Genomic DNA, 20,632 nt, shown 5'->3' with positions numbered 1-20,632 from the left:
CAGCGAAGTTTCATGACTCTCTCCCAGAGGATGCCGCATCAAGATACTGACGCAGAAACGCCCCGGGCAGGGCATCACGTTCACTTTACACTGACAATTCAATCAAGCCGCTGCGATTTCACGCAGGAAGGCTGCGCCAAAGCGGTCAAGCCGCGCCTGGTCCAGGTGCCGGGCCAGCCCCGCTTCGTCGCCGGGACGGGCTTCGGCGATGCGGCGGATCTGGGCGGTGGAACAGGACAGCGGCTTTTCCGTGCCGTCCGGGCCGCGCAGCAGATCGGCCTGCACCGCGACCAGCCGGTCGAACAGCGCGCCTTCCGGGCGGCCCGCCAGCTTGCGGCGCATCGGGTGCATCTCGGGCACCTCGCCCGCGATCACCGACAGGAAATCGCGGCCATAGCTTTCCAGCTTCTTGGCGCCCACGCCGCCGACCTGGGCCATCTGGTCCAGCGTCCCGGGGCGCTTCTCGGCCATCTCGATCAGGGTGCGGTCGGGAAAGATGACATAGGCGGGGACGCGCGCGGCCTCGGCCAAGGCGCGGCGCTTGGCCTTCAGCGCGGACAGCAGCGGCTCGTCCTCCTCGCTGACCTGGGTGCGCAGGACGGTGGCGGGCTTGCTGGCCGTGGTGTCATGGCGCAGGGTCACGCTTTCCTCGCCGCGCAGGACGGGATGGGCGGCCTCGGTCAGGTGCAGGGCGCCGTGGCGTTCGGGATCGGGGCGGCACAGGTCGCGGCCCATCATCTGCCGGAAGATCGCCTGCCATTGCGCGCGCCCGTGTTCGCGGCCCACGCCAAAGGTCGGCAGGCTGTCATGCCCGCGTTCGCGGACCTTTTCGGTGACAGTGCCGGTTAGGATGTCAATCAGATGCGTGGCGCCAAACCATTCGCCGGTGCGCACGATGGCCGACAGCGCCTTGCGCACCGCCTGCGTCGCGTCGAACAGCTTTGGCGGCGTCTGGCACAGGTCGCAGTTTCCGCAATCCTCGGCCAGATCCTCGCCGAAATAGGCCAGCAGCTTGCGGCGGCGGCAGCCGGTCGCCTCGGCTAGGCCCAGAAGCGCGTTCAGCCGGGCGTGGTCGGCGGATTTGCGGGCGGGATCGGCCAGCCCTTCGTCGATCTGGGTACGGCGCAACCGGATGTCGTCGGGACCGTAAAGTGTCAGCGTATCGGCCGGATCACCGTCGCGGCCCGCACGGCCGATTTCCTGGTAATAGCCCTCGATGGTCTTGGGCAGGTCGGCGTGCAGAACCCAGCGGATGTCGGGCTTGTCGATGCCCATGCCAAAGGCAATGGTGGCGACCACGATCAGCCCGTCTTCCCGCTGGAACCGCGCCTCGACCCGGCGCCGCACCTCTGCTTCAAGCCCTGCATGATAGGCCACGGCCGCATGGCCCGCCTGGGCCAGGGCATCGGCCAGGGTCTCGGTCCGCGCACGGCTGGCGCAATAGATGATGCCCGACTGGCCGCGCCGCGCGGCGACAAAGGCCATCACCTGCTTGCGCGGACTGTCCTTGGGCTGGAAGGCCAGGCGCAAGTTCGGGCGGTCGAAGCCGCGCAGGAAGGTGACGGGTTCCTTGCCCTCGAACAGGCGCGTGACGATCTCGGCCCGCGTTTCCACGTCCGCGGTCGCGGTAAAGGCCGCCAGCGGCACATCGAGGGCGCGCTTCAGGTCGCCAATACGCAGATAATCGGGGCGGAAGTCGTGGCCCCATTGGCTGACGCAATGCGCCTCATCGACCGCGATCGCTGTGACACCCGCGCGCCGCAGCAAGGTCAGCGTCCCGCCCGAGGCAAGGCGTTCCGGTGCCATATAGAGGAGCTTCAGTTCACCCCGCGACAAGGCCTGAAAAACGGCGTCCGTTTCCTCATCGGTGTTGCCGCTGGTCAGGGCGCCCGCCGCCACGCCCGCCTCGCGCAGCGCGCGGACCTGGTCGCGCATCAGGGCGATCAGGGGCGAGATGACAACCGTCACCCCGTCGCGCATCAGCGCAGGAAGTTGAAAGCACAATGACTTGCCGCCGCCCGTGGGCATGATCGCCAGCACGTTGCGGCCTGCGGCCACCGCCTCGACGATCTCTTGCTGACCGGGGCGGAAACCGTCGAAGCCCCAGACCTCTCGCAGCAGGTCGGTTGGCATCACATCCCGTAGAAAAAGCCCGCGTTGTTTGCCAGGGCGCGTTGCAGGATGATGATGATGATGAACAGGACCAGGGGCGCCAGATCCAGCCCGCCGGTGTTTGGCAAGACATTGCGGATCGGACGATAGAGGGGTTCCAGCAGACGGTTCAGTCCGTCCCACAGCTGCGCGACAAGCGGCTGGCGCAGGTTCAGGACCTGGAAATTGATCAGCCAGGACATGATGATATGGACGATCATCACGAACCACACCACTTGCAGGATCAGTTGCAAGGCCTCGTAAAGCGTTCCCATCATGCCTCTCGGTTCTTCGCGTTCGGGCTTGTTATGGGGATGCGGGCAGGGCTTCGCAAGCAAGTTGCCGCAGCGTCCCCCGTTGACGATCGCGTGGGTCGGGGCCACGCCACAAGTCCAGGCAACCCGAAGGATCCGCGATGTATCCCCTGTTCCGCTTCGCCAAGGAGATGATCAAGTTCCGCAATGCCCCGCGGCTGGCGGTAACGGGGACGCATGTCTCGACCCATGTCTGCTGGCCCTGGGATCTTGATCCGTGGATCGAACTGAACAACGGGCGCACCCTGACCCTGTTCGACCTGGGCCGCATCCCCATGGCGCAGCGCAGCGGGCTGATCCCGATCCTGCGAGACCGCAAATGGGGCATCACCATCGCGGGCAGTTCGGTCCGCTATCGCCGCCGCATCCGGGCCTTTGAACGCTTCACCATGATCTCTCGCGTCGTGGGCTGGGATCACCGCTTCATCTACATGGACCAGTCGATGTGGAAGGGAACCGAGTGCTGCAACCAGGTGCTGATCCGGTCGGCCATCACATCGGCAGGCGGGATCGTTCCCCCGGCGCAGGTGATGGCAGCCCTGGGCGCCGCGCCGGACAGCCCGCCCCTGCCGGACTGGATCGCCGCCTGGTCGCAGGCAGACGCGCTGCGCCCCTGGCCGCCCCAGCTTGCCCCTGACGCAAAAGCCCACTTGCCAGCCTGACGCCCCATGGGCCTTATGGCCGCGAACGGCGCGCTTGGGGGGCGGATGGACCGCAAACGGATCTGGGGCTGGTGGTTCTTCGACTGGGCAAGCCAGCCTTTTCATACGCTTCTGCTGACCTTCATCTTCTCGGTCTATTTCGCCGAGGTCGCGCAGCGCCATTTCCTGCACGTCAGTGGCGACCTGAGGCTGGCGGGCGCGCAGGCCCAGGCCTTGTGGGGATATGGTCTGTCAATCACCGGCATCATCATCGCCCTTTGCGCGCCGATCCTGGGTGCCATTGCCGACACCTCGGGGCGGCGGATGCCGTGGATCTGGTTCTTCTCGGTCCTTTATGTGGTCGGGTCCGCCGGGCTGTGGTTCCTGATGCCCCAGCAGCCCGCATTGGTGCAGGCGGTGGCGTTGTTCGGCATCGGCCTGATCGGGGTCGAGTTCGCGACGATCTTTACCAACGCCCTGCTGCCGGGCCTGGCGCCACGGGATGAAATCGGCCGCCTGTCCGGTTCAGGCTATGCCTTTGGATATCTGGGCGGGGTCGTCTCTCTGGCGGTGATGCTGGCGCTGTTTCAGGAAACGCCCGATGGCAAGACCCTGATCGGGCTGGATCCGCTGTTCGGGCTGGATCCGGCGGCCCGCGAGGGCACCCGCTTTGTCGGCCCCTTGGTGGCGATCTGGTATGCCCTTTTCATGATCCCCTTTTTTTTGTGGGTGCGCGAGCCGCGCGGGCCAAGTCAGCCCATCCGCATCCGCGCGGCTTTGGGCGATCTGTGGGCGCTGATCCGCAGCCTGCGCCACCGCCGCAGCCTGGCCGCCTGGCTGGCGTCGTCCATGCTGTCACGCGACGCGCTGAATGCGCTTTACGGATTCGGCGGCGTTTATGCGGGGACGGTGCTGGGCTGGCCGGTGTTCCTGGCAGGCGTCTTTGGCGTGGTCAGCGCCATTTCCGCGGCCATCGTCAGCTGGGCGGGCGGTCGCGCCGACCGGGCCTGGGGACCAAAGCCCGTGATCATCGCGACGATCCTGGTCCTGACCGCCGTCTGCGTCGTGGTGGTCGGCATGGACCGCCAGACCCTGTTCGGTCTGTCCGTGCCGACCAATCCGGTTTTCGGGCGATTCTTCGTACCGGATCTGGTGTTCTTCCTGTGCGGCGCGCTGATCGGCGGGGCGGGCGGCGCGCTGCAGGCCGCCAGCCGCACCTTGATGGTCCGCCACACCACCGAAGCCCGCGCGACCGAAGGATTCGGCCTCTACGCCCTGTCCGGCAAGGCCACCGCCTTTCTGGCCCCCCTGCTGATCGCCCTTGTCACCGACATCAGCGGGAACCAGCGGCTGGGCATTTCCCCCCTGATCGGGCTGTTTATCCTGTCGCTGGTTCTGCTAGTCTGGGTCAAACCCGAAGGAGAGGTCGAGCAGTGATCCGCAAGTTCCTGGCCGCCGCAGCCATTCTGGCTGGACTGGCGATGCCCGCATCCGCCGACCCCCTGGCCAAGGATGTTTTCGGCGGCTTCCCAACAGCAAGCCAAGGTCCCGCCGTATCCATCGGCTTTTATTCCAAGGGCTGCGGTCAGGGCTTTGTCCAGCTGCCCGAAAGCGGGCCAAGCTGGCAGGCGATGCGCCTGTCCAGGAACCGCAACTGGGGCCATCCCGATCTGGTGAATTTCCTGATGGGCTTGTCGCAAGCCGCACAACAGGCGGGCTGGCGCGGCCTCTATATCGGCGACATGAGCCAGCCGCGCGGCGGGCCGATGACCTCGGGCCACGCCAGCCACCAGCTGGGCCTGGACGCCGATATCTGGATGCTGCCGCCGTCCTCGCTGAACCTGTCGCCCCAGCAGCGCGAAAGCCTGTCCTCGGTCTCGATCACCGACCGGCGGGGCGTGGGCCTGACGAATGCGTGGAACGGCGGGCACATGGCCATCATGCGCGCCGCTGCGCGCGACCCACGCGTGGAACGCATCCTGGTCGATCCCGTCGCCAAGGTGGCCATGTGCCAGATGGAGCGCGGCGACCGCAGTTGGCTGCGCAAGGTGCGCCCCATCAACGATCACAACTATCACTTCCACGTCCGCCTGTCCTGCCCGCGCGGGTCGATCTGCGACCGCCAGGATCCGCCGCCCGCAGGCGACGGCTGCGCCGAGGCCGCAGAATGGATCAAGAACCGCATCGACCCCAGCCGCGTCAAGCCCACGCCCCCCGACCCGAACTATCGCCATCCCCGGACCTTCCGGCTGAGCGAAATGCCCCGCGAATGCCGAACCGTCGCCGGCGCGCCCTAGGGGGGTTGCTATCGCTGCTGCTGATCGCGGCCGGCGTCCCTGCGCCGGCCGCATCGCTGGAATATGTCGGCACCTTTGTCTGGCACGACAGCGATGACAGCTTCGGCGGCTTTTCCGGGATCGAGCTGAATGCCGACGGCAGCAGCTTTCATGCCCTGACCGACCGGGCGCATCTTTACTGGGGCAGCATCGAACGCGACAACCAGGGCATGATCCGTGGCATGAACATCGCCGGACGCGCGCATCTGAAGGATAGGAAGGGCCGTCCGCTGAAGCCCGGCTATCACGGCGACAGCGAAGGATTGGCCATCGGCGAAGACGGCCGCATCTGGATCAGCTTCGAAGGGCTGAACCGCATCTCGCTTTACGAAAACCCCGACGCCGCGCCGCTTTCCCGGCGCCTGCCTCCGAAGCAGCCCTGGATGAACCTCAATTCCGGGCTTGAGGCCATCGCGATCCGCGATGGCACTGTTCATGCCGTGCCCGAGCGATCGGAGTCCGAGGACCAGCCCTTCCCGATCGTCACCTTTCGCGACAACCAGTGGGGCCAGACCGGAGAGATCAGGCGCGATCCCCGCTGGCTGGCCGTCGGCGCCGATTTCGGCCCGGACGGCTGGTTCTATCTTCTGGAACGCGATTTCCAGGGGATCCTGGGGTTCGCGTCGCGCGTGCGTCGGATGCAACTGACCGACGACGGCCCGGTGAACGAGGAAATCCTGCTGACCACGCGCGCCCTGCAATACGACAACTTAGAAGGGCTGGCGGTCTGGCACGACGGACAGGGCATCCGGCTGACCATGATCTCGGACGACAATTTCCTGTTCGTGCAGCGCACCGAGTTGGTGGAATACCGGCTGCGCGATTGACAAGGCCCCGGCCTGCCGCCTAAAGCGCGCGCTGTCCCGCAAGGTGCGGGGCCGAGTTGTTCCGCGACCTTGTAAAACGGAAACCATCAATGACCCGCTATCTGCCCGGCATCCTTGCCATGGCCATCATCGTCGTGGCCTCGAACATCCTTGTGCAGTTCACCGTCGGTTCCTGGCTGACCTGGGGCGCCTTCACCTATCCCTTCGCCTTTCTCGTGACCGAGGTGATGAACCGCGTTTACGGTCCCCATGCCGCGCGGCGCGTCGTTCTGGCAGGGTTTGTCGTGGGGGTCGCCTGTTCGGTCGTCGCCGCAGGCCTGGACAAGACCACTATCCGAATCGCCGTGGGGTCCGGCGCGGCCTTCCTGATCGCCCAACTGGTCGATATCGTGGTCTTCAACGCGTTGCGGAATCGCCGCTGGTGGGTGGCGCCGCTGATGTCGTCCTCGGTCGGGTCGGTGCTGGACACGGCCATCTTCTTCACCGTCGCCTTCAGCGCCGCCCTGTCCCATGACGCCAATACCGGCTGGGCCAACGAGGCCGTTCCGCTGCTTGGTCAAGGACCGATCACCGCGCTGTGGGTTTCGTTGGCAACTGCCGACTGGATGGTCAAGATGAGTCTGGCCATACTTGCTCTTGTGCCTTTCCGTCTTATTGTCCGCAATTTGTTGCGGACCGAACGAACAATCTGATTGACACCCTCCCGATCTGTGGCACCCTTTCCCTTATAACGGCAACACATTGAAAGGAGGTGGTCCAGTGTCGAGAGTGATATTGGAGAGAGGTGTCGGAACAGTCAGGGGGGCCGTGACCTAAGGGCAGCCCCGAGGGTCGTAAACCCTGGTTGGGACCGGATGCTTACCCATCCCTAACCGGACCATCTCCGTGGATCTCGCGGGCCGCCTTGATCTAGGGCGGCCCGTTCCTTTTGGCCGTTCGCCTTGCCTTGGACGCCCAAATAGGGGACTGCTGGCCCCGTTCGCGTCACATCCAAGGGCTTGCCATGTCTCATCCCCACGCACGCCATGGCGCCGCCTTCAACAGGCGGGGCGCCGTCTTCATGGTGCTGTCCATGGCAGGCTTCGCGGTCGAGGATTCGCTGCTCAAGATCGCGGCGGTCAGCCTGCCGCCAGGCCAGGTGCTGATCACCTTTGGCGTCCTGGGCACCATGACTTTCGCGGCCCTTGCCCTGATGGCAGGAGAGGCGCCGCTGACCCGCGCCATGCTGGGCCGCCCCATGATCCTGCGGTCCCTGTCCGAGGTGACTGGCCGGCTGTTCTATATGCTGGCCATTGCGCTGACGCCCTTGTCCACGGCATCCGCGATCCTGCAGGCGACGCCGCTGGTGGTGATGGTGGGCGCCGCCGTGCTGTTTGGCGAAAGCATCGGCCCGCGCCGCTGGCTGGCGGTGGCCCTGGGTTTCGGGGGCGTCCTGCTGATCCTGCGGCCGGGGACCGAAGGCTTCGGGGCATTGTCGCTGCTGGCGATCATGGCGATGCTGGGGTTTGCCGGGCGCGATCTTGCGACCCGCGCGGCCCCGGTTTCGCTGTCCTTCCGGCAGTTGGGCGTCGTGGGCTTTTCCATGCTGATCGTGGCCGGGCTGATCGTCCTGCCCTTTGGCGGCCCGATGGCTGCGCCGGACGGCGCGACCTGGGCGGGCCTTCTGGCGGCAGCGGCGGCCGGGGTCTGCGCCTATACCTTCCTGACGGTGGCGATGCGCACAGGCGAGGTCGGCGCGGTGACGCCCTTCCGCTATACCCGCCTGATCTTCGCGATGGTCGCGGGCGTCGCCATCTTTGGCGAAACGCCCGACCGCTGGACGATCATCGGCAGCGTCGTGATCATCCTGGCGGGGATCGCGGCGCTGCGCCTGTCGCGGCAACCTGCGCGGGCGCAGGTCGCCTGAGGCTCACATCAGTTCGATGGCAAGCGCGATGCCCTGCCCGCCGCCGATGCACATGGTGATCAGCCCGCGCTTGCCGCCCGTACGCTCCAGTTCATACAGCGCCTTGACGGTGATGATCGCCCCCGTGGCACCGACCGGATGGCCCAGTGCAATGGCCCCGCCGTTCGGATTCACCCGGGCCGGGTCCAGCCCCAGCCCCTTGTTCACCGCCAGGGCCTGGGCCGCAAAGGCCTCGTTCGATTCGATCACGTCGAAATCGCCGACGGACAGGCCGGTCTTTTCCAACAGCATCTGCACGGCCGGGATCGGCCCGATGCCCATCACCTCGGGCCGCACGCCCGCCACCGCATAGCCCAAAATCCGCGCGCGCGGTGTCAAGCCCGCCGCCTGCGCGGCATCCGCCCGCGCCAGCACCAGGGCCGCCGCGCCGTCGTTGATGCCGCTGGCATTGCCCGCCGTGACGGTGCCGTCCTTCTGGAACACCGTCTTCAGCGCCGCCAGCTTGTCCAGGGTGCTTTCCTTGGGATGCTCGTCGGTGTCAAAGATCGTCGGCCCCTTGCGGCCTTTGACCTCGACCGGAACGATCTGGTCCTTGAAATGCCCCGCCGCGATGGCCGCAGCCGCCCGACGCTGCGATTCCATCGCGAACTCGTCCTGCGCCTGGCGGCTGATCTCGTGTTCGGCGGCCACGTTTTCGGCCGTCACCCCCATGTGGCCGGTGCCCATCGGGCAGGTCAGTGCGCCGGTCATCATATCCATCATCTTCTGGTCGCCCATCTTGGCGCCAAAGCGCGCGGAACTGACGGCATAGGGTGCGCGGCTCATGCTTTCGGCACCGCCCGCGACGGCGAAATCCGCATCTCCCAGCATCAGCGCCTGCGCGGCCGACACGATGGCCTGCGCGCCCGAACCGCAAAGCCGGTTCACGTTCATGGCAGGCGTGGTGTCGGGAATGCCCGCATTCAGCATCGCCACGCGGCTCAGATACATATCGCGCGGTTCGGTGTTGATCACATGGCCGAACACCACCTGCCTGATCTGGTCGGGGGACACCCCCGCCCGTTCCATCGCCGCGCGGGTCACGGTTGCCGCCAGGTCGATGGGCGGAATGGCGGCAAGGCTGCCGCCGAAGGTGCCGATGGCGGTGCGCGCACCGGACAGGATGACGATTTCCGTGGACATGATGAACCCTTCCCTTGGTTGCATCGCCAGCATAGGCCGGGCTTGTCCCGTACGCCAAGCCCGCCGTGGCGTCGCAGGGGGACCGCGGCTAACCTGTTCGAAACGCAGGAACCGAATCGCGATGGATAGGGACGGCCCCCGGATCAAGCTGCGGCTGGAATATGATGTGCCGCTGGTGCTGGGACCGGGCAAGGCGCAGCTTTTGCATCTGATCGGGCAGCACGGCTCCATCTCGGCCGCCGGGCGGCAGATGGGGATGAGCTATAAGCGCGCCTGGTCCCTGGTCGAGGAGATGAATGGGGCCTTTGCCCTGCCGCTGGTGGACAGCAGCCGGGGCGGCACGGGCGGCGGCGGGGCCAGGATCACGGCGACTGGCCAGGCGGTGCTGCGCCATTACGAATCACTGGAACGATTGCTGACCGACAAGGGGGCGGCCGATCTGGCTGCCATCGGCGCGCTGATGAAAGGGGACGATACATGACGATTCTGGCAATGGATCAGGGAACGACGTCGTCGCGCGCGGTCGTCTTCAACGACGACTTGCAGGTGCAGGCCACGGCCCAGCACGAGTTTCCGCAGCATTTTCCCCATTCGGGCTGGGTCGAACACGACCCGAACGACATCTGGACCAGCAGCGCCGGAACCGCCCGCGCCGCCATCGAAAAGGCAGGCGCCGCCCGGATCGACGCCATCGGCATCACCAACCAGCGCGAAACCGTGGTGATCTGGGACCGCCAGACCGGCCAGCCCATCCATCGCGCCATCGTCTGGCAGGACCGCCGCACCGCCGACATCTGCGACCGGCTGCGCAACGACGGGGCCGAGGATCAGGTCACGGACACCACCGGCTTGTTGCTGGATCCCTATTTCAGCGCGACCAAGATCGCCTGGCTTCTGGATCATGTGGACGGTGCCCGCGACCGCGCCACGGCGGGCGAGCTGGCCTTCGGCACCATCGACAGCTTCCTGATCTGGAAGCTGACCGGCGGGCGATCCCATGTCACCGATGCCACCAATGCCAGCCGCACCCTGCTGTACGACATCCGCAAGGGCTGCTGGTCCGACGAGATGTGCCGCCTGTTCGGCATCCCCCCCGAACTGCTGCCCGAGGTCAAGGACAGCGCCGATGACTTCGGCACCACGCGCCCCGACCTGTTCGGCCGCGAAATCCCCATCGCCGGGGTCGCGGGCGACCAGCAGGCCGCGACCGTCGGACAGGCCTGCTTTCAGCCGGGGATGATGAAGGCAACCTATGGCACCGGCTGTTTTGCGCTTTTGAACACCGGCGACCAGGCGGTCCGGTCGCAGAACCGGTTGCTGACCACCATCGCCTATCGCCTGGACGGCAGGACCACCTTTGCCCTGGAAGGGTCGATCTTCATCGCGGGGGCGGTGGTGCAATGGCTGCGCGACGGGCTGAAACTGATCCGCGAGGCCAAGGAAACGCAGCCGCTGTCCGAAACGGCCGACAACAGCCAGGCAATCATCATGGTCCCGGCCTTTACCGGACTTGGCGCTCCGCATTGGGCACCCAATGCGCGGGGCGCGGTCTTTGGCCTGACCCGCAACACCGGCCCTGCCGAATTTGCCCGCGCAGCTCTGGAGAGCGTCGGTTTTCAGACCCGGGACCTGTTGCAGGCGATGCAGGCCGACTGGCCCCAGGCGGGGGATGCGGTGCTGCGCGTCGATGGCGGCATGACCGCCAGCGAACCGGCCATGCAGTTCCTGGCCGACATCCTGGGGGCGCCGGTGGACCGGCCCGCGAATACCGAAACCACGGCCCAAGGTGCCGCCTGGCTGGCGGGATATCGTGCGGACCTGTGCCCCTCGCCCGACGAATACGCAAAGGCATGGCAGCTTGACCGCCGCTTCGAGCCGCAGATGACGGACAAGGACCGGGATCGGCGATACTCCGCTTGGCAAAGGGCGGTGCAGGCCGTGCTGTCGGTCTGATCTTCCGGCTTTGTGATTTCACCCCGTCGTGATTTTCCGTAAGATCGCCCCAAAACGACAAGAGGGCAGGATGAACAGGCTTCTGAAACTCGCGATTGTCGGGCTGGTCGCGTCATGCGGCGGCGGCAACAATTACTCGGCGCCGCGCCAGTTGGACAACGCCTGCGCCATCGTGGCCGAACGGCCCGCCTATTACCGGGCGATGAAGGCCACTGAACGCAAATGGGGCATTCCCATCCATGTGCAGATGGCGGCGATCCACCAGGAATCGAAGTTCATCGGCGACGCCCGGACCCCGCATCAATACGCGCTCGGGGTGATTCCCATCGGCCGCCAGTCCAGTGCCTTCGGCTATTCCCAAGCCCTGGACGGGACATGGGAGGAATACCAGAAGGAAACCGGCAATCGCCGCGCCAAGCGCGACAACATCCGCCATGCCACCGATTTCATGGGCTGGTACATGCACAACTCCACCCGCCGCCTCGGTATTTCGAAATGGGACGCGACGGGGCAATACCTGGCCTATCACGAGGGCCGGTCGGGATTTGCGCGCCAGTCCTATCTGGGCAAGCCCTGGCTGGTGCGGGTGGCAGCCCAGGTCGGGCAGCGGGCGCAGATGTATCGCGCGCAACTGTTGTCCTGCCGAAAGGCCTGAGCGCGCTTGCCCTTGGCCGCCTGTCCGGTTGATATGGCCGGGCAGCGGAAGGGAACCTCCATGAACGACGACCACACCAGGCGCGATGCCGACGACCAGCCGGAATTCGCCATTCACATCGGCGCGCGGCTGGTCAGTGCCACGCCCGAGCGGGTCGAATTCGAGATGCCGGTGACGCAGGCGCTGGCCAACCGCAACGGCGTGCTGCATGGCGGTGCGATCATGGGCCTAGCCGACAATGCAGGCGGCACCGGCACCTTCCTGAACCTGCCCGAGGGCAAGACCACGACCACGCTGGAAAGCAAGACCAACTTCCTGCGCCCGATCCGGCTGGGCGATACGGCCCGTGCCGTCAGCCTGCCCCTGCATATCGGGCGGACTACCCAGATCTGGCAGACCACCATCACCCGGGGCGACGGCAAGACCGCCGCCATCGTCACCCAGACGCAGGTGGTCATCGACTGGAAGGACTAGCGCCGGTCAGAGCCAGTAGGTGTCGCGGAACACATGGGCCAGGATCCGGTCGCGGGTCAGGCCGATCCGGGCCAGTTCACCATCGGATTTCGCCTCAAGCGCCTCGATCTGCGCGGACCGCGCCCACGCTTCCAGATAGGCGTTCACGCCTTAGCCGAAACGGTTGAAGAAGGCGTCGATGCGGCTGCGCGTTTCGGGTGCGAAATGGGTGATCGTATAGGCCATCGGAAACCCTTTCCTTGGATCGGTGGTTTCCTCCCATGGGTCCAGCATGGGTCATGCTTCCTGTCCCATCAAGCGCGGACAGGATCAGGGGCTGTTCCGGTCGCAAGCCGCGACGCGGCTGCCCGTCCCGCGTGCAACCCGCTGCCCAGGCAGGCGGTCAGAAGATAGCCGCCGGTCGGCGCTTCCCAGTCTAGCATCTCGCCCGCGACAAAGACATTGGGCAGGGCGCGCAGTTCCTGACCGGGGTCCAGCGAATCCCACATGACGCCCCCCGCAGAGGAAATCGCGGTCTCGATCCCCATCGGCCCTTCGTGACGCATGGGCAAGGCCTTGGTCCGCACCGCCCATCCCGCGGGATCCGCAGGCAAGGGCTTGCCCCATTCCAGCAGCAGCGCGACCTTGACCGGATCGTCCAGCACCCGGCGCAGCCAGTTGCCCAGTGACAGCTTTCCCTTGGGCCGGAAGAATCGCGCCGCCAGCGTCCCATGATCCAGGTCCGGCGCCAAATCCACATGACCCGACGCACCCTCCCGCAGCGCGGCCGAGACCTCATAGATCCCGCCGCCCTCGATCCCCTGTCTGCCGACGATCCATTCGCCCCGGCTGACCAGATCGCCCGCTGTCACTGCGGTGCCCTTGACCGCCGCCCCGGAATGCCGTGCCATGGGCGGGGACCAGGCCACGCGAAACCCCATGTTCGCAGGCCGGAACGGCGCCACGCCCACCCCTGCCGCCCGCAACCACGGCACCCAAGCCCCGTCCGATCCCAGCCGGGGCCAACTCGCCCCCCCAAGCGCCAGTACGGCCACGCGCGGCTGGATAACCCGCAGCCCGTCCGGTGTCTGGAACCGGAAGCCCTCGCCGATCCACCGCCAGCGGGTCCGCAGATCGACCCCGCCCCCGCGCAGCCGTGAAAGCCAGGCCCGAAGCAGCGGCGAGGCCTTCATCCCCACCGGAAACACCCGGCCCGTTGACCCGGTGAACAGCTCTATCCCCAACCCCCGCGCCCAGGCCATCACCTCGGCAGGGCCGAACCGGCTTTCTTCTTCATGCAAATATCTCGGGGTCCGGGGCAGCGCCCCGGTGCCGACCCTGAACCTTTGCGCAAACGCCTCGAACGGCTCGTCCTTTGTCAGGTTCAGCCCGGATTTTCCTGCCATCAGGAACTTGCGCGCGGGCGTGGGCATCGCTTCGGCCACCACCACGGTGCGGCCTGGCGCCATCAGGGCTTCTGCCGCCATCAGCCCGGCCGGTCCTGCGCCGATGACCAGCGCATCGACGGTTTCCGTCACCGCCGTCCCCGGGGTGTCATCGTCAGCCGGATCAGCGCGCGTTCGACCAGGGCCATCTGCGGCGCGCGGGTCGAACTGCGCAACGTCAGGTCGCAATCCAGCAGCGACTGCACTGCTTCCTCCAGCGGCCCCATGCCCCAAGCCTGCGCTTGCCGGGCCATCCGGTCGCGGCGCGGGCCAAAGACCGGCGGGCGCGCCCGCGACAAGGCCACGCCCGGCCCGGCGGGATCGGCGGCGGCCCCGTGCAGGACGCGAAAATGGCGCAAGGCGGCAATGCACAGCGTCACCGGATTGATGCCCTGCCCCTCGATCCGGCGCATCATCGCCCCGAACTCGGCTTCACGGCGTTCGGCGACGATGTGGATCAACTCGTCCAGATCCGCCTCGATGGTGGCAGGGGCCATGAGGGCGATTTCCTCGACCGCAAGGGGGACGGGGTCGCCGTGCTTGTAAAGCCCGATCTTCTCGATCGTCTGGCGCAGGTCACCCGGATCCAATGCGCGGGCCAGCACCATCATCTCCTTCATTGCGGCGGGCGGCACCTGGCGCAACCCGGCATCCGCCATCCACCGCGCGACCTCGTCCTCGCCCGGCGGGTCGTCATAGATGGGCGCGGTCACGGCGGTCGGGTGCGGTTCGAACAGCTTTCGTAGGGCGGACGACTTGCCCAAGGCCCCCGCCGTCACCACCATCGCCGCGTCGCCCGGATTCCAGTCCAGCAGGGCTGCGCGCACCGCATTGGCGGCGGCATCCGGCGTATCCTCGACGAGTACCACGCGCGGTCCGGGGAAAAAGCCCACCTCCTTGACCGCGTCCAGCAGTTGCGCGGGATCCTTGCGCAGGCTTGCGCCGGGCAGGCGGGTCAGGCGCATCTCCTCGTCTGCCTTTTCGCCCACCAGGGCCTTGACCGCCTCGGCCCGCTTCATCGCCACGCGCATCGCGTCCTGACCATAGATCAGCAGTGCCGGGCGCGACGGATCGGGCCGCGCCAGATAGCGCGCGATTTCAGCGCCCTTCAGGATCATTCGCTCGTCATTCCGGCAGTTGCGCGGATGCCGCCAGCAAACGCGTGACAACCTGATCGGCCAGCATCTCGGCCAGCCGGGACCGGGCGTCGCCCTCGGCGGACAGCGTGGCGATGGTGGTGCCGGTGGTGGAATAAGAGGTGAAGTTGCTGACCCGTCCCTGCGCCATGACCCGCCCGGCGCGGTCGGTCAGCACGAAATCCGCCGTCCCGTTCAACGAATAGCGGTTCGTGACCTCGTCCGTGGTGATCGCCTGCGGGACCACGCCCACAGTGATGCGGTAATCCAGGTCGTAATCCGTCCCCTCGCCGCCCAGCCGCTCGCCCAAGCGGCGGTTGAAGGCGAAATCCTGATAGGTCTCGGGGTCACGCGGGCGGACCTTGCCGAACAGCCGCTGGCCTGCCCCGTTCGGGCCATAGACCGGCGTCAGCCCGCAGGCAGACACCGCCAGCAGCCCCAGCAGGGCTGCGCGGCGGTTCAGGTCAGGCGACCACATTGACGATCCGCCCCGGCACGACGATCAGCTTTTTCGGCGCCGCGCCTTCCAGGAACTTGCGCACGGTTTCGTCGGCCAGCACCAGCGCCTCGATCTGGTCCTTGGGCATGTCCTTGGCGACGCTGATCTCGGCCCGACGCTTGCCGTTGATCTGGATCGGCAGGGTGACCGTATCGTCCTCCAGCATGGCCGGATCCGCCTTGGGCCAGGGCGCATCGACCAGCAGACCCTGCCCGCCCGCCATCGCCCAGACATCTTCGGCCAGGTGCGGCACCATCGGCCCCATCAGCTGCGCCATGATCCGCAAGGTGGCGTGGCGGGCCTCGCCGCCGGCCTTCGACTTGCCGACGGCATTGGCCAGTTCATAGATCTTGGCGACCGCCTTGTTGAAGGCAAAGCCCTCGATGGCCTTGGTCACGTCGTTGATCGCCCGATGCGCGGCGCGGGTCAGGTCGGGATCGTCCCCGCCGTCGCCCGCCTCGTCGGCCAGACGCCAGACACGGCCCAGGAACTTGTTGGCAGCCTCGGCCCCGGCGGCGGTCCATTCCACGTCGCGTTCGGGCGGGCTGTCGGACAGCATGAACCAGCGGGCGGTATCGGCGCCGAAGCTTTGCACGATGTTGACCGGATCGACGACGTTCTTCTTGGACTTCGACATCTTGGCGGAGGGGATGATCTCGACCTCGGTGCCGTCGGCCAGCTTGCCGTCCGTCACGTCCTCGGGCAGGTGATAGACCGGACGGCCGCGCTCGTCACTCGTCTTGTAGATCTCGTGCGTCACCATCCCTTGCGTGAACAGCGCATCGAAAGGCTCCTTCGCGCTTTCCGGCAGATGCCCGGTCTTGACCATCGCGCGGGCGAAGAAGCGCGAATACAGCAGGTGCAGGATCGCGTGTTCGATCCCGCCGATATACTGGTCCACGTTCATCCAGTAATCGGCGTCGGCCCGGTCGGTGGGCGTCGACGCATGGGGGCTGGTGAAGCGCGCGTAATACCAGGACGAGTCGACGAAGGTGTCCATCGTGTCCGTCTCGCGCCGCGCCGCGCCCCCGCATTTCGGGCAGGTGGCCTTGCGCCAGCTCGGGTGGCGGTCCAGCGGGTTGCCGGGCACATCGAAGGTGACATCCTGGGGCAGCAGGACGGGCAGGTTCTCCTTGGCCTCGGGCACCGTGCCGCAGCGGTCGCAATGCAGGACAGGGATCGGGCAGCCCCAGTATCGCTGGCGGGAAATGCCCCAGTCCCGCAGGCGGAACTTGGTCACCCCCTCGCCATAGCCATTGGCCTCGGCATGGGCGATGGCCGCGTCCACTGCGGCCTCTCCGGTCTGGTCGGCCGCGCCGCTGAAGCCGCGCACATAGGTGACGGTTTCGGATTTCAGCGGCACATAGGGCGCCTTGGCGACCATCGCGTCGGCCTGGTCCAGCGTCATGCCGCGTTCGCCGAAGGTCGCGCGGATCGGCAGCCCGTATTTCGTGGCGAATTCGTGGTCGCGCTCGTCATGGGCGGGCGATCCGAAGATCGCGCCGGTGCCGTAATCCATCAGCACAAAATTTCCGATCCAGATCGGCAGGTGCCAGCCTTCGTCCAGCGGATGTTTGACAGTCAGGCCGGTGTCGAAGCCCAGCTTGGGCGCGGTTTCGATGGCTTCCTCGGTCGTGCCGATGCGGCGGCATTCCTCGACAAAGGCCGCGACCTTGGGATCGGCGGCGGCCAGATCCTTGACCAGCGGATGATCGGGCGACAGCGCCACGAAGCTGGCGCCCATCAGCGTGTCGGGGCGGGTGGTATAAACCTCGATCGCGGCGAATTCCTCGGGGGCGTCCACCGTTTCGAACCGGAACTGCAGCCCGCGCGACTTGCCGATCCAGTTCGACTGCATCAGCCGCACCTTTTCCGGCCAGCCGGTCAGCCCGTCCAGGGCCGCCAGCAACTCCTCGGAATACTCCGAGATGCGGAAGAACCACTGCGTCAGCTCGCGCCGCTCAACCGGGGCGCCCGACCGCCAGCCCTTGCCGTCGATCACCTGCTCGTTGGCCAGCACCGTCATGTCCACCGGATCCCAGTTCACCTGGGCCGACTTGCGGGTGATCAATCCGGCCTCCAGCATATCCAGGAACATCGCCTGTTGCTGGTGGACGTAATCGTCGTCGCAGGTGGCGAATTCGCGGGACCAGTCGATCGACAGGCCCAACGGCTTCAACTGCTTCTTCATCGTGGCGATGTTGGCATAGGTCCAGTCGCGCGGATGGCCGCCCTGTTCCATCGCGGCGTTTTCCGCAGGCATCCCGAAGGCGTCCCAGCCCATCGGGTGCAGCACGCTGAACCCCTGCGCACGCTTGAAGCGTGCCACCACGTCGCCCATCGTGTAGTTGCGCACATGGCCCATGTGGATGCGCCCCGACGGATAGGGGAACATTTCCAGCACATAGTATTTCGGCCGCTCGTCGCGGGTCGCGGTGAAGCTGCCGGCGTCGGCCCAGGCCTGCTGCCACCGGGATTCGCTGCTGGAGGGATCATAAGGCATGGTGCGGACCTTTGGCGTCATTCGTCGCGCCGGGTTTATACGGCGCGACTTGGCGGGTCCAGTGGGCGCTGCCCGGCCTCTACAGCCGCCCGTCCTGGATGCGCAACTGCCGCGCGCGGGTCAGGATCGCGTCTTCCACGGCGCGCACGGTGCCCGGCTCGATTGCCGCGCTGCCGGGGCCTTGCAACGACAGCTTAAGGCTGCGCGCGTCCAGTGCCGGATCGGCGATCTTGATCGTCGCGCGATAGGACCGCCCGCCGCCGGGGGGCGTGCCATATCCGGTCTGGATCACGCCGGTAAAGGGATCGACCGTCTGCACGGGCAGGAAGTTCAGCACTTCGAGGCTGGCGTTCCACAGGTACTTGTTCACGCCGACGGTGGTGTTCGGGTTCTCGGATCCTTCAAAGACATCCCAGATCGTCGTGCGCCGCACCTCGGGGCGCATGTCGGCGCTCTCTTGCGGTCCGGCATTTGGTCCGCCACCCCCACATGCAGCTAATCCCCCGCAAAGAAGCCCTGCGATCACCAAGCGCGCGGCGTGTGCGGTTTTCATGCGGTCCCTCGTTTTTCGCGTCAGGGCCAGCTTTAGCCCGGATCACCCCCGCCCCACAAGCGCCTTGGCCCGCAGGCCAGAATGCGCAGGTTCCGTTGGTCACGCAAAGGTGTGGCCCTTGTGCATCACAGAAACCGCCGTGGCCAGGACAGGCGCGCGATTCCGTTGCATCACGGGGAAGGACAGGGGAAACAAGCAGCATACCCAAGGCGGTAATGCCGGTTTGGGCATCAGAGAGACAAGAGGGAACTTGACATGAAAAAGGCTCTTATCGCCTCCACCGCACTGGTCCTGACGGCCGGTGTCGCTGCTGCCGACGTGACCATCTCGGGTTATGGCCGGACCGGCGTGCAATACTACGAAGACGGCGTTCTGAACAGCTTTGACCCCGTGCTTGGCGAGGGCAACGAAACCCAGGTCATCTCACGCCTGCGGATGAACATCGACGCCGCAACCTCGACCGACCAGGGCGTGGACTTCGGTGCCCGCTTCCGCATTCAGTGGGACCAAGGCAATAGCAGTCGTGGTGACAACGGCGTTCTTAATGCTGGCAAGCTATACGTGACCAGCAGCGGCCTGACTGTCGAGGTCGGAAACGTCGATACCGCCCTTGACTCCTCTGGGCTAATCTATGGCTCCGAACTCGGCGCTTTCGACCGCTCGGTCGGCGGCAACGCCTTGGGTGCTTTCTTCGCTTATGAAACCTCGCCTTACAGCGATGATGACCGCTTGGGTATCGCAGCAAAATACTCGCTGGACGATTTCACCATTCGCGCCTCGTACATCGACCCCGACCAGACCGGCCTGAACGAAGACTTCATTGCCGATGATCCGGATACCGATGAAGATGAAGAATTCAACGCCAAAGAAGAGTTCAGCATCCTGGTTCAGTATGCTTGGAATGAGCGTCTGGAGTTGGAAGCCGGTGCGTCTCTGAACGGCGCTGGCGTCGATGATCACGATGTTTATTTCGTCGGTGCTCGTTATGCCGTCATGGAAAACGCCCGCATTGGCTTGAACTGGATCGACAATGGCGACGCAGGCAGCATCACCGGTGCAGTCAGCGGTGATCCAACCAATCCGAACGTTATTGACGACTTCGGCAACACCATCACCCTTTATGGTGACTACACGCTGGCCGATGGTCTGACCAACATCGAAGCCTATATCGCCAACAACAGCGGCGACTGGACGCAGAAGGAAACCGACAATTCGTTCGGTATCGGCGTCAACTACGACCTGGGCGGTGCTCGTCTGGGCGCCTCGCTGCAGCGCGACTACCAAGAGCGCGTGACCGCCGACATGGGCGTGCGCTTCGACTTCTGATCCCCGGATCAGCCGTCAAACTTGAGAGCGGGCCTTGCGCCCGCTCTTTTCTTTTTGTCTTGTTGCATCATGGGACTGGATGACATCAAGCGCCGCATTGCTGCGGCCGAAGAACGGGCCGGACGCGCGCCGGGCAGCGTCACGCTGATCGCGGTCAGCAAGGTGCAGCCGCAAGACCATGTGATCGCAGTGCTGGAGGCAGGGCAGCGCGTCTTTGGCGAAAACTACGTGCAAGAGGCACTGGGAAAGTGGCCCGACTGGCGCGCCCGTTACCCCAATGTTGATCTGCACATGATCGGCCCCCTGCAATCCAACAAGGCCAAGGCCGCAGTCGAACTGTTCGACGCCATCCACACGTTGGACCGCATGAGCCTGGCCCGCAAGCTTGCCCCCCAGATCGAGCAGCAAGGCCGCAGCCCGCAACTGTTCATCCAGGTCAATACCGGGGATGAGCCGCAAAAGGCCGGGATCCTGGCCGACGAATTGCCGGTCTTCCTGGCCTCTTGCCGCGACTTGGGTCTGTCGCCCCAGGGCTTGATGTGCATCCCGCCCGAGGGGGCGGATCCCCTGCCTCATTTCCGCCTGCTGGGCGCCTTGGCGGCGGACCATGGTCTACCCAACCTCTCCATGGGCATGAGCGCGGACTTCGAGACGGCCATCGCCGAGGGCGCGACCCATGTGCGCGTCGGCTCAGCAATCTTCGGGACCCGGAGCTACGCCTGAACTTCGGGCTGCGAAACGCAGTGCTCCTA

23 protein-coding genes (1 of these 23 cut by a window edge) are annotated in these 20,632 nt (G+C 65.9%); 12 read left to right on the top strand and 11 right to left on the bottom strand.

Annotation, left to right across the window (positions count from 1 at the left end; genetic code table 11):
- The 3 genes from msrP to LZ585_RS01360 form a co-directional block, all read right to left on the bottom strand.
- On the bottom strand, positions 1 to 14 hold the beginning of the coding sequence (msrP, locus tag LZ585_RS01370; protein WP_234854691.1) for a protein-methionine-sulfoxide reductase catalytic subunit MsrP. Its footprint begins 883 nt before the window's first position; 14 of the gene's 897 nt are visible here — the first part of the coding sequence; it begins with the start codon at positions 12 to 14; its stop codon lies off the left edge, out of view.
- Positions 15 to 102: 88 nt separating this feature from the next.
- On the bottom strand, positions 103 to 2,133 hold the full coding sequence (gene recQ, locus LZ585_RS01365) for a DNA helicase RecQ (protein WP_234854690.1): 2,031 nt from the start codon (positions 2,131 to 2,133) through the stop codon (positions 103 to 105).
- Positions 2,133 to 2,426, bottom strand: a complete 294-nt coding sequence (locus tag LZ585_RS01360) for a YggT family protein (protein WP_234855709.1) — start codon at positions 2,424 to 2,426, stop codon at positions 2,133 to 2,135. The genes recQ and LZ585_RS01360 overlap by 1 nt, the downstream gene beginning before the upstream one ends.
- A 140-nt stretch (positions 2,427 to 2,566) precedes the next feature.
- Between LZ585_RS01360 and LZ585_RS01355 the strand changes: the two genes are divergently transcribed.
- The 6 genes from LZ585_RS01355 to LZ585_RS01330 all read left to right on the top strand — a co-directional run bounded on the left by LZ585_RS01355 (position 2,567) and on the right by LZ585_RS01330 (position 8,175).
- Entirely contained in the window at positions 2,567 to 3,127 is a 561-nt protein-coding gene (locus LZ585_RS01355; protein WP_234854689.1) for an acyl-CoA thioesterase, read from the top strand.
- Between the two features lie 15 nt (positions 3,128 to 3,142).
- Positions 3,143 to 4,543: an MFS transporter gene (locus LZ585_RS01350; RefSeq protein WP_390625108.1), complete on the top strand. Its 1,401-nt coding sequence runs from the start codon at positions 3,143 to 3,145 to the stop codon at positions 4,541 to 4,543.
- Positions 4,540 to 5,403 (top strand): penicillin-insensitive murein endopeptidase, encoded by an 864-nt coding sequence (mepA, locus tag LZ585_RS01345; protein WP_234854686.1) that lies wholly within the window; start codon positions 4,540 to 4,542, stop codon positions 5,401 to 5,403. The genes LZ585_RS01350 and mepA overlap by 4 nt, the downstream gene beginning before the upstream one ends.
- Positions 5,376 to 6,269: an esterase-like activity of phytase family protein gene (locus LZ585_RS01340; RefSeq protein WP_234854684.1), complete on the top strand. Its 894-nt coding sequence runs from the start codon at positions 5,376 to 5,378 to the stop codon at positions 6,267 to 6,269. The genes mepA and LZ585_RS01340 overlap by 28 nt, the downstream gene beginning before the upstream one ends.
- Positions 6,270 to 6,358: 89 nt before the next feature.
- Positions 6,359 to 6,961 carry a queuosine precursor transporter gene (locus tag LZ585_RS01335; RefSeq protein WP_234854682.1) on the top strand — a complete coding sequence of 201 codons (603 nt, stop codon included), beginning with the start codon at positions 6,359 to 6,361 and terminating at the stop codon, positions 6,959 to 6,961.
- Between the two features lie 311 nt (positions 6,962 to 7,272).
- On the top strand, positions 7,273 to 8,175 hold the full coding sequence (locus LZ585_RS01330; RefSeq protein WP_234854681.1) for a DMT family transporter: 903 nt from the start codon (positions 7,273 to 7,275) through the stop codon (positions 8,173 to 8,175).
- A 3-nt stretch (positions 8,176 to 8,178) separates the two neighbouring features.
- Here LZ585_RS01330 and LZ585_RS01325 read toward each other — a convergent pair whose 3' ends face one another.
- A complete protein-coding gene (locus tag LZ585_RS01325; RefSeq protein ID WP_234854679.1) occupies positions 8,179 to 9,357 on the bottom strand; it encodes an acetyl-CoA C-acyltransferase family protein in 1,179 nt (392 codons plus the stop codon).
- Positions 9,358 to 9,478: 121 nt separating this feature from the next.
- Between LZ585_RS01325 and LZ585_RS01320 the strand changes: the two genes are divergently transcribed.
- The 4 genes from LZ585_RS01320 to LZ585_RS01305 all read left to right on the top strand — a co-directional run bounded on the left by LZ585_RS01320 (position 9,479) and on the right by LZ585_RS01305 (position 12,439).
- Complete coding sequence (locus LZ585_RS01320) at positions 9,479 to 9,838, top strand: winged helix-turn-helix domain-containing protein (protein WP_234854677.1); 360 nt, start codon at positions 9,479 to 9,481, stop codon at positions 9,836 to 9,838.
- Entirely contained in the window at positions 9,835 to 11,310 is a 1,476-nt protein-coding gene (glpK, locus tag LZ585_RS01315; protein WP_234854676.1) for a glycerol kinase GlpK, read from the top strand. Before LZ585_RS01320 ends, glpK begins: the two co-directional genes overlap by 4 nt.
- A 70-nt stretch (positions 11,311 to 11,380) precedes the next feature.
- On the top strand, positions 11,381 to 11,965 hold the full coding sequence (locus LZ585_RS01310) for a transglycosylase SLT domain-containing protein (RefSeq protein WP_234854675.1): 585 nt from the start codon (positions 11,381 to 11,383) through the stop codon (positions 11,963 to 11,965).
- A gap of 60 nt (positions 11,966 to 12,025) precedes the next feature.
- Positions 12,026 to 12,439, top strand: coding sequence for a PaaI family thioesterase (locus LZ585_RS01305; protein WP_234854673.1), 414 nt, complete (start codon positions 12,026 to 12,028; stop codon positions 12,437 to 12,439).
- A 6-nt stretch (positions 12,440 to 12,445) separates the two neighbouring features.
- Here the strand turns inward: LZ585_RS01305 and LZ585_RS01300 are convergent, their stop codons facing one another.
- From LZ585_RS01300 to LZ585_RS01275, 7 genes are all read right to left on the bottom strand, one after another.
- Positions 12,446 to 12,586 carry a hypothetical protein gene (locus LZ585_RS01300; protein WP_234855873.1) on the bottom strand — a complete coding sequence of 47 codons (141 nt, stop codon included), beginning with the start codon at positions 12,584 to 12,586 and terminating at the stop codon, positions 12,446 to 12,448.
- 3 nt (positions 12,587 to 12,589) lie between these two features.
- On the bottom strand, positions 12,590 to 12,712 hold the full coding sequence (locus tag LZ585_RS14840) for a hypothetical protein (RefSeq protein WP_256445637.1): 123 nt from the start codon (positions 12,710 to 12,712) through the stop codon (positions 12,590 to 12,592).
- Between the two features lie 20 nt (positions 12,713 to 12,732).
- On the bottom strand, positions 12,733 to 13,956 hold the full coding sequence (locus LZ585_RS01295) for a BaiN/RdsA family NAD(P)/FAD-dependent oxidoreductase (protein ID WP_256445636.1): 1,224 nt from the start codon (positions 13,954 to 13,956) through the stop codon (positions 12,733 to 12,735).
- Positions 13,953 to 14,981 (bottom strand): DNA polymerase III subunit delta, encoded by a 1,029-nt coding sequence (gene holA / locus LZ585_RS01290; protein WP_234854671.1) that lies wholly within the window; start codon positions 14,979 to 14,981, stop codon positions 13,953 to 13,955. Before holA ends, LZ585_RS01295 begins: the two co-directional genes overlap by 4 nt.
- Before the next feature lie 7 nt (positions 14,982 to 14,988).
- Positions 14,989 to 15,477: an LPS assembly lipoprotein LptE gene (gene lptE, locus LZ585_RS01285; RefSeq protein ID WP_234854670.1), complete on the bottom strand. Its 489-nt coding sequence runs from the start codon at positions 15,475 to 15,477 to the stop codon at positions 14,989 to 14,991.
- Positions 15,464 to 18,001 carry a leucine--tRNA ligase gene (gene leuS / locus LZ585_RS01280; protein ID WP_234854668.1) on the bottom strand — a complete coding sequence of 846 codons (2,538 nt, stop codon included), beginning with the start codon at positions 17,999 to 18,001 and terminating at the stop codon, positions 15,464 to 15,466. The genes lptE and leuS overlap by 14 nt, the downstream gene beginning before the upstream one ends.
- 79 nt (positions 18,002 to 18,080) lie before the next feature.
- The gene (locus LZ585_RS01275; RefSeq protein ID WP_234854666.1) at positions 18,081 to 18,554 is read right to left on the bottom strand and encodes a DUF3576 domain-containing protein; all 474 of its coding nucleotides are present in this window, start codon (positions 18,552 to 18,554) and stop codon (positions 18,081 to 18,083) included.
- 255 nt (positions 18,555 to 18,809) lie between these two features.
- On the opposite strand from LZ585_RS01275, the gene LZ585_RS01270 reads away from it, so the two are divergent.
- Positions 18,810 to 19,880, top strand: coding sequence for a porin (locus LZ585_RS01270; protein WP_234854665.1), 1,071 nt, complete (start codon positions 18,810 to 18,812; stop codon positions 19,878 to 19,880).
- A gap of 69 nt (positions 19,881 to 19,949) precedes the next feature.
- The gene (locus LZ585_RS01265) at positions 19,950 to 20,603 is read left to right on the top strand and encodes a YggS family pyridoxal phosphate-dependent enzyme (RefSeq protein ID WP_234854663.1); all 654 of its coding nucleotides are present in this window, start codon (positions 19,950 to 19,952) and stop codon (positions 20,601 to 20,603) included.
- Positions 20,604 to 20,632: the final 29 nt, after the last annotated feature.

Origin of the sequence: Paracoccus everestensis, from assembly GCF_021491915.1 — a bacterium.
Taxonomy (GTDB): domain Bacteria; phylum Pseudomonadota; class Alphaproteobacteria; order Rhodobacterales; family Rhodobacteraceae; genus Paracoccus; species Paracoccus everestensis.
This window is presented reverse-complemented; position numbering and strand designations above follow the sequence as displayed.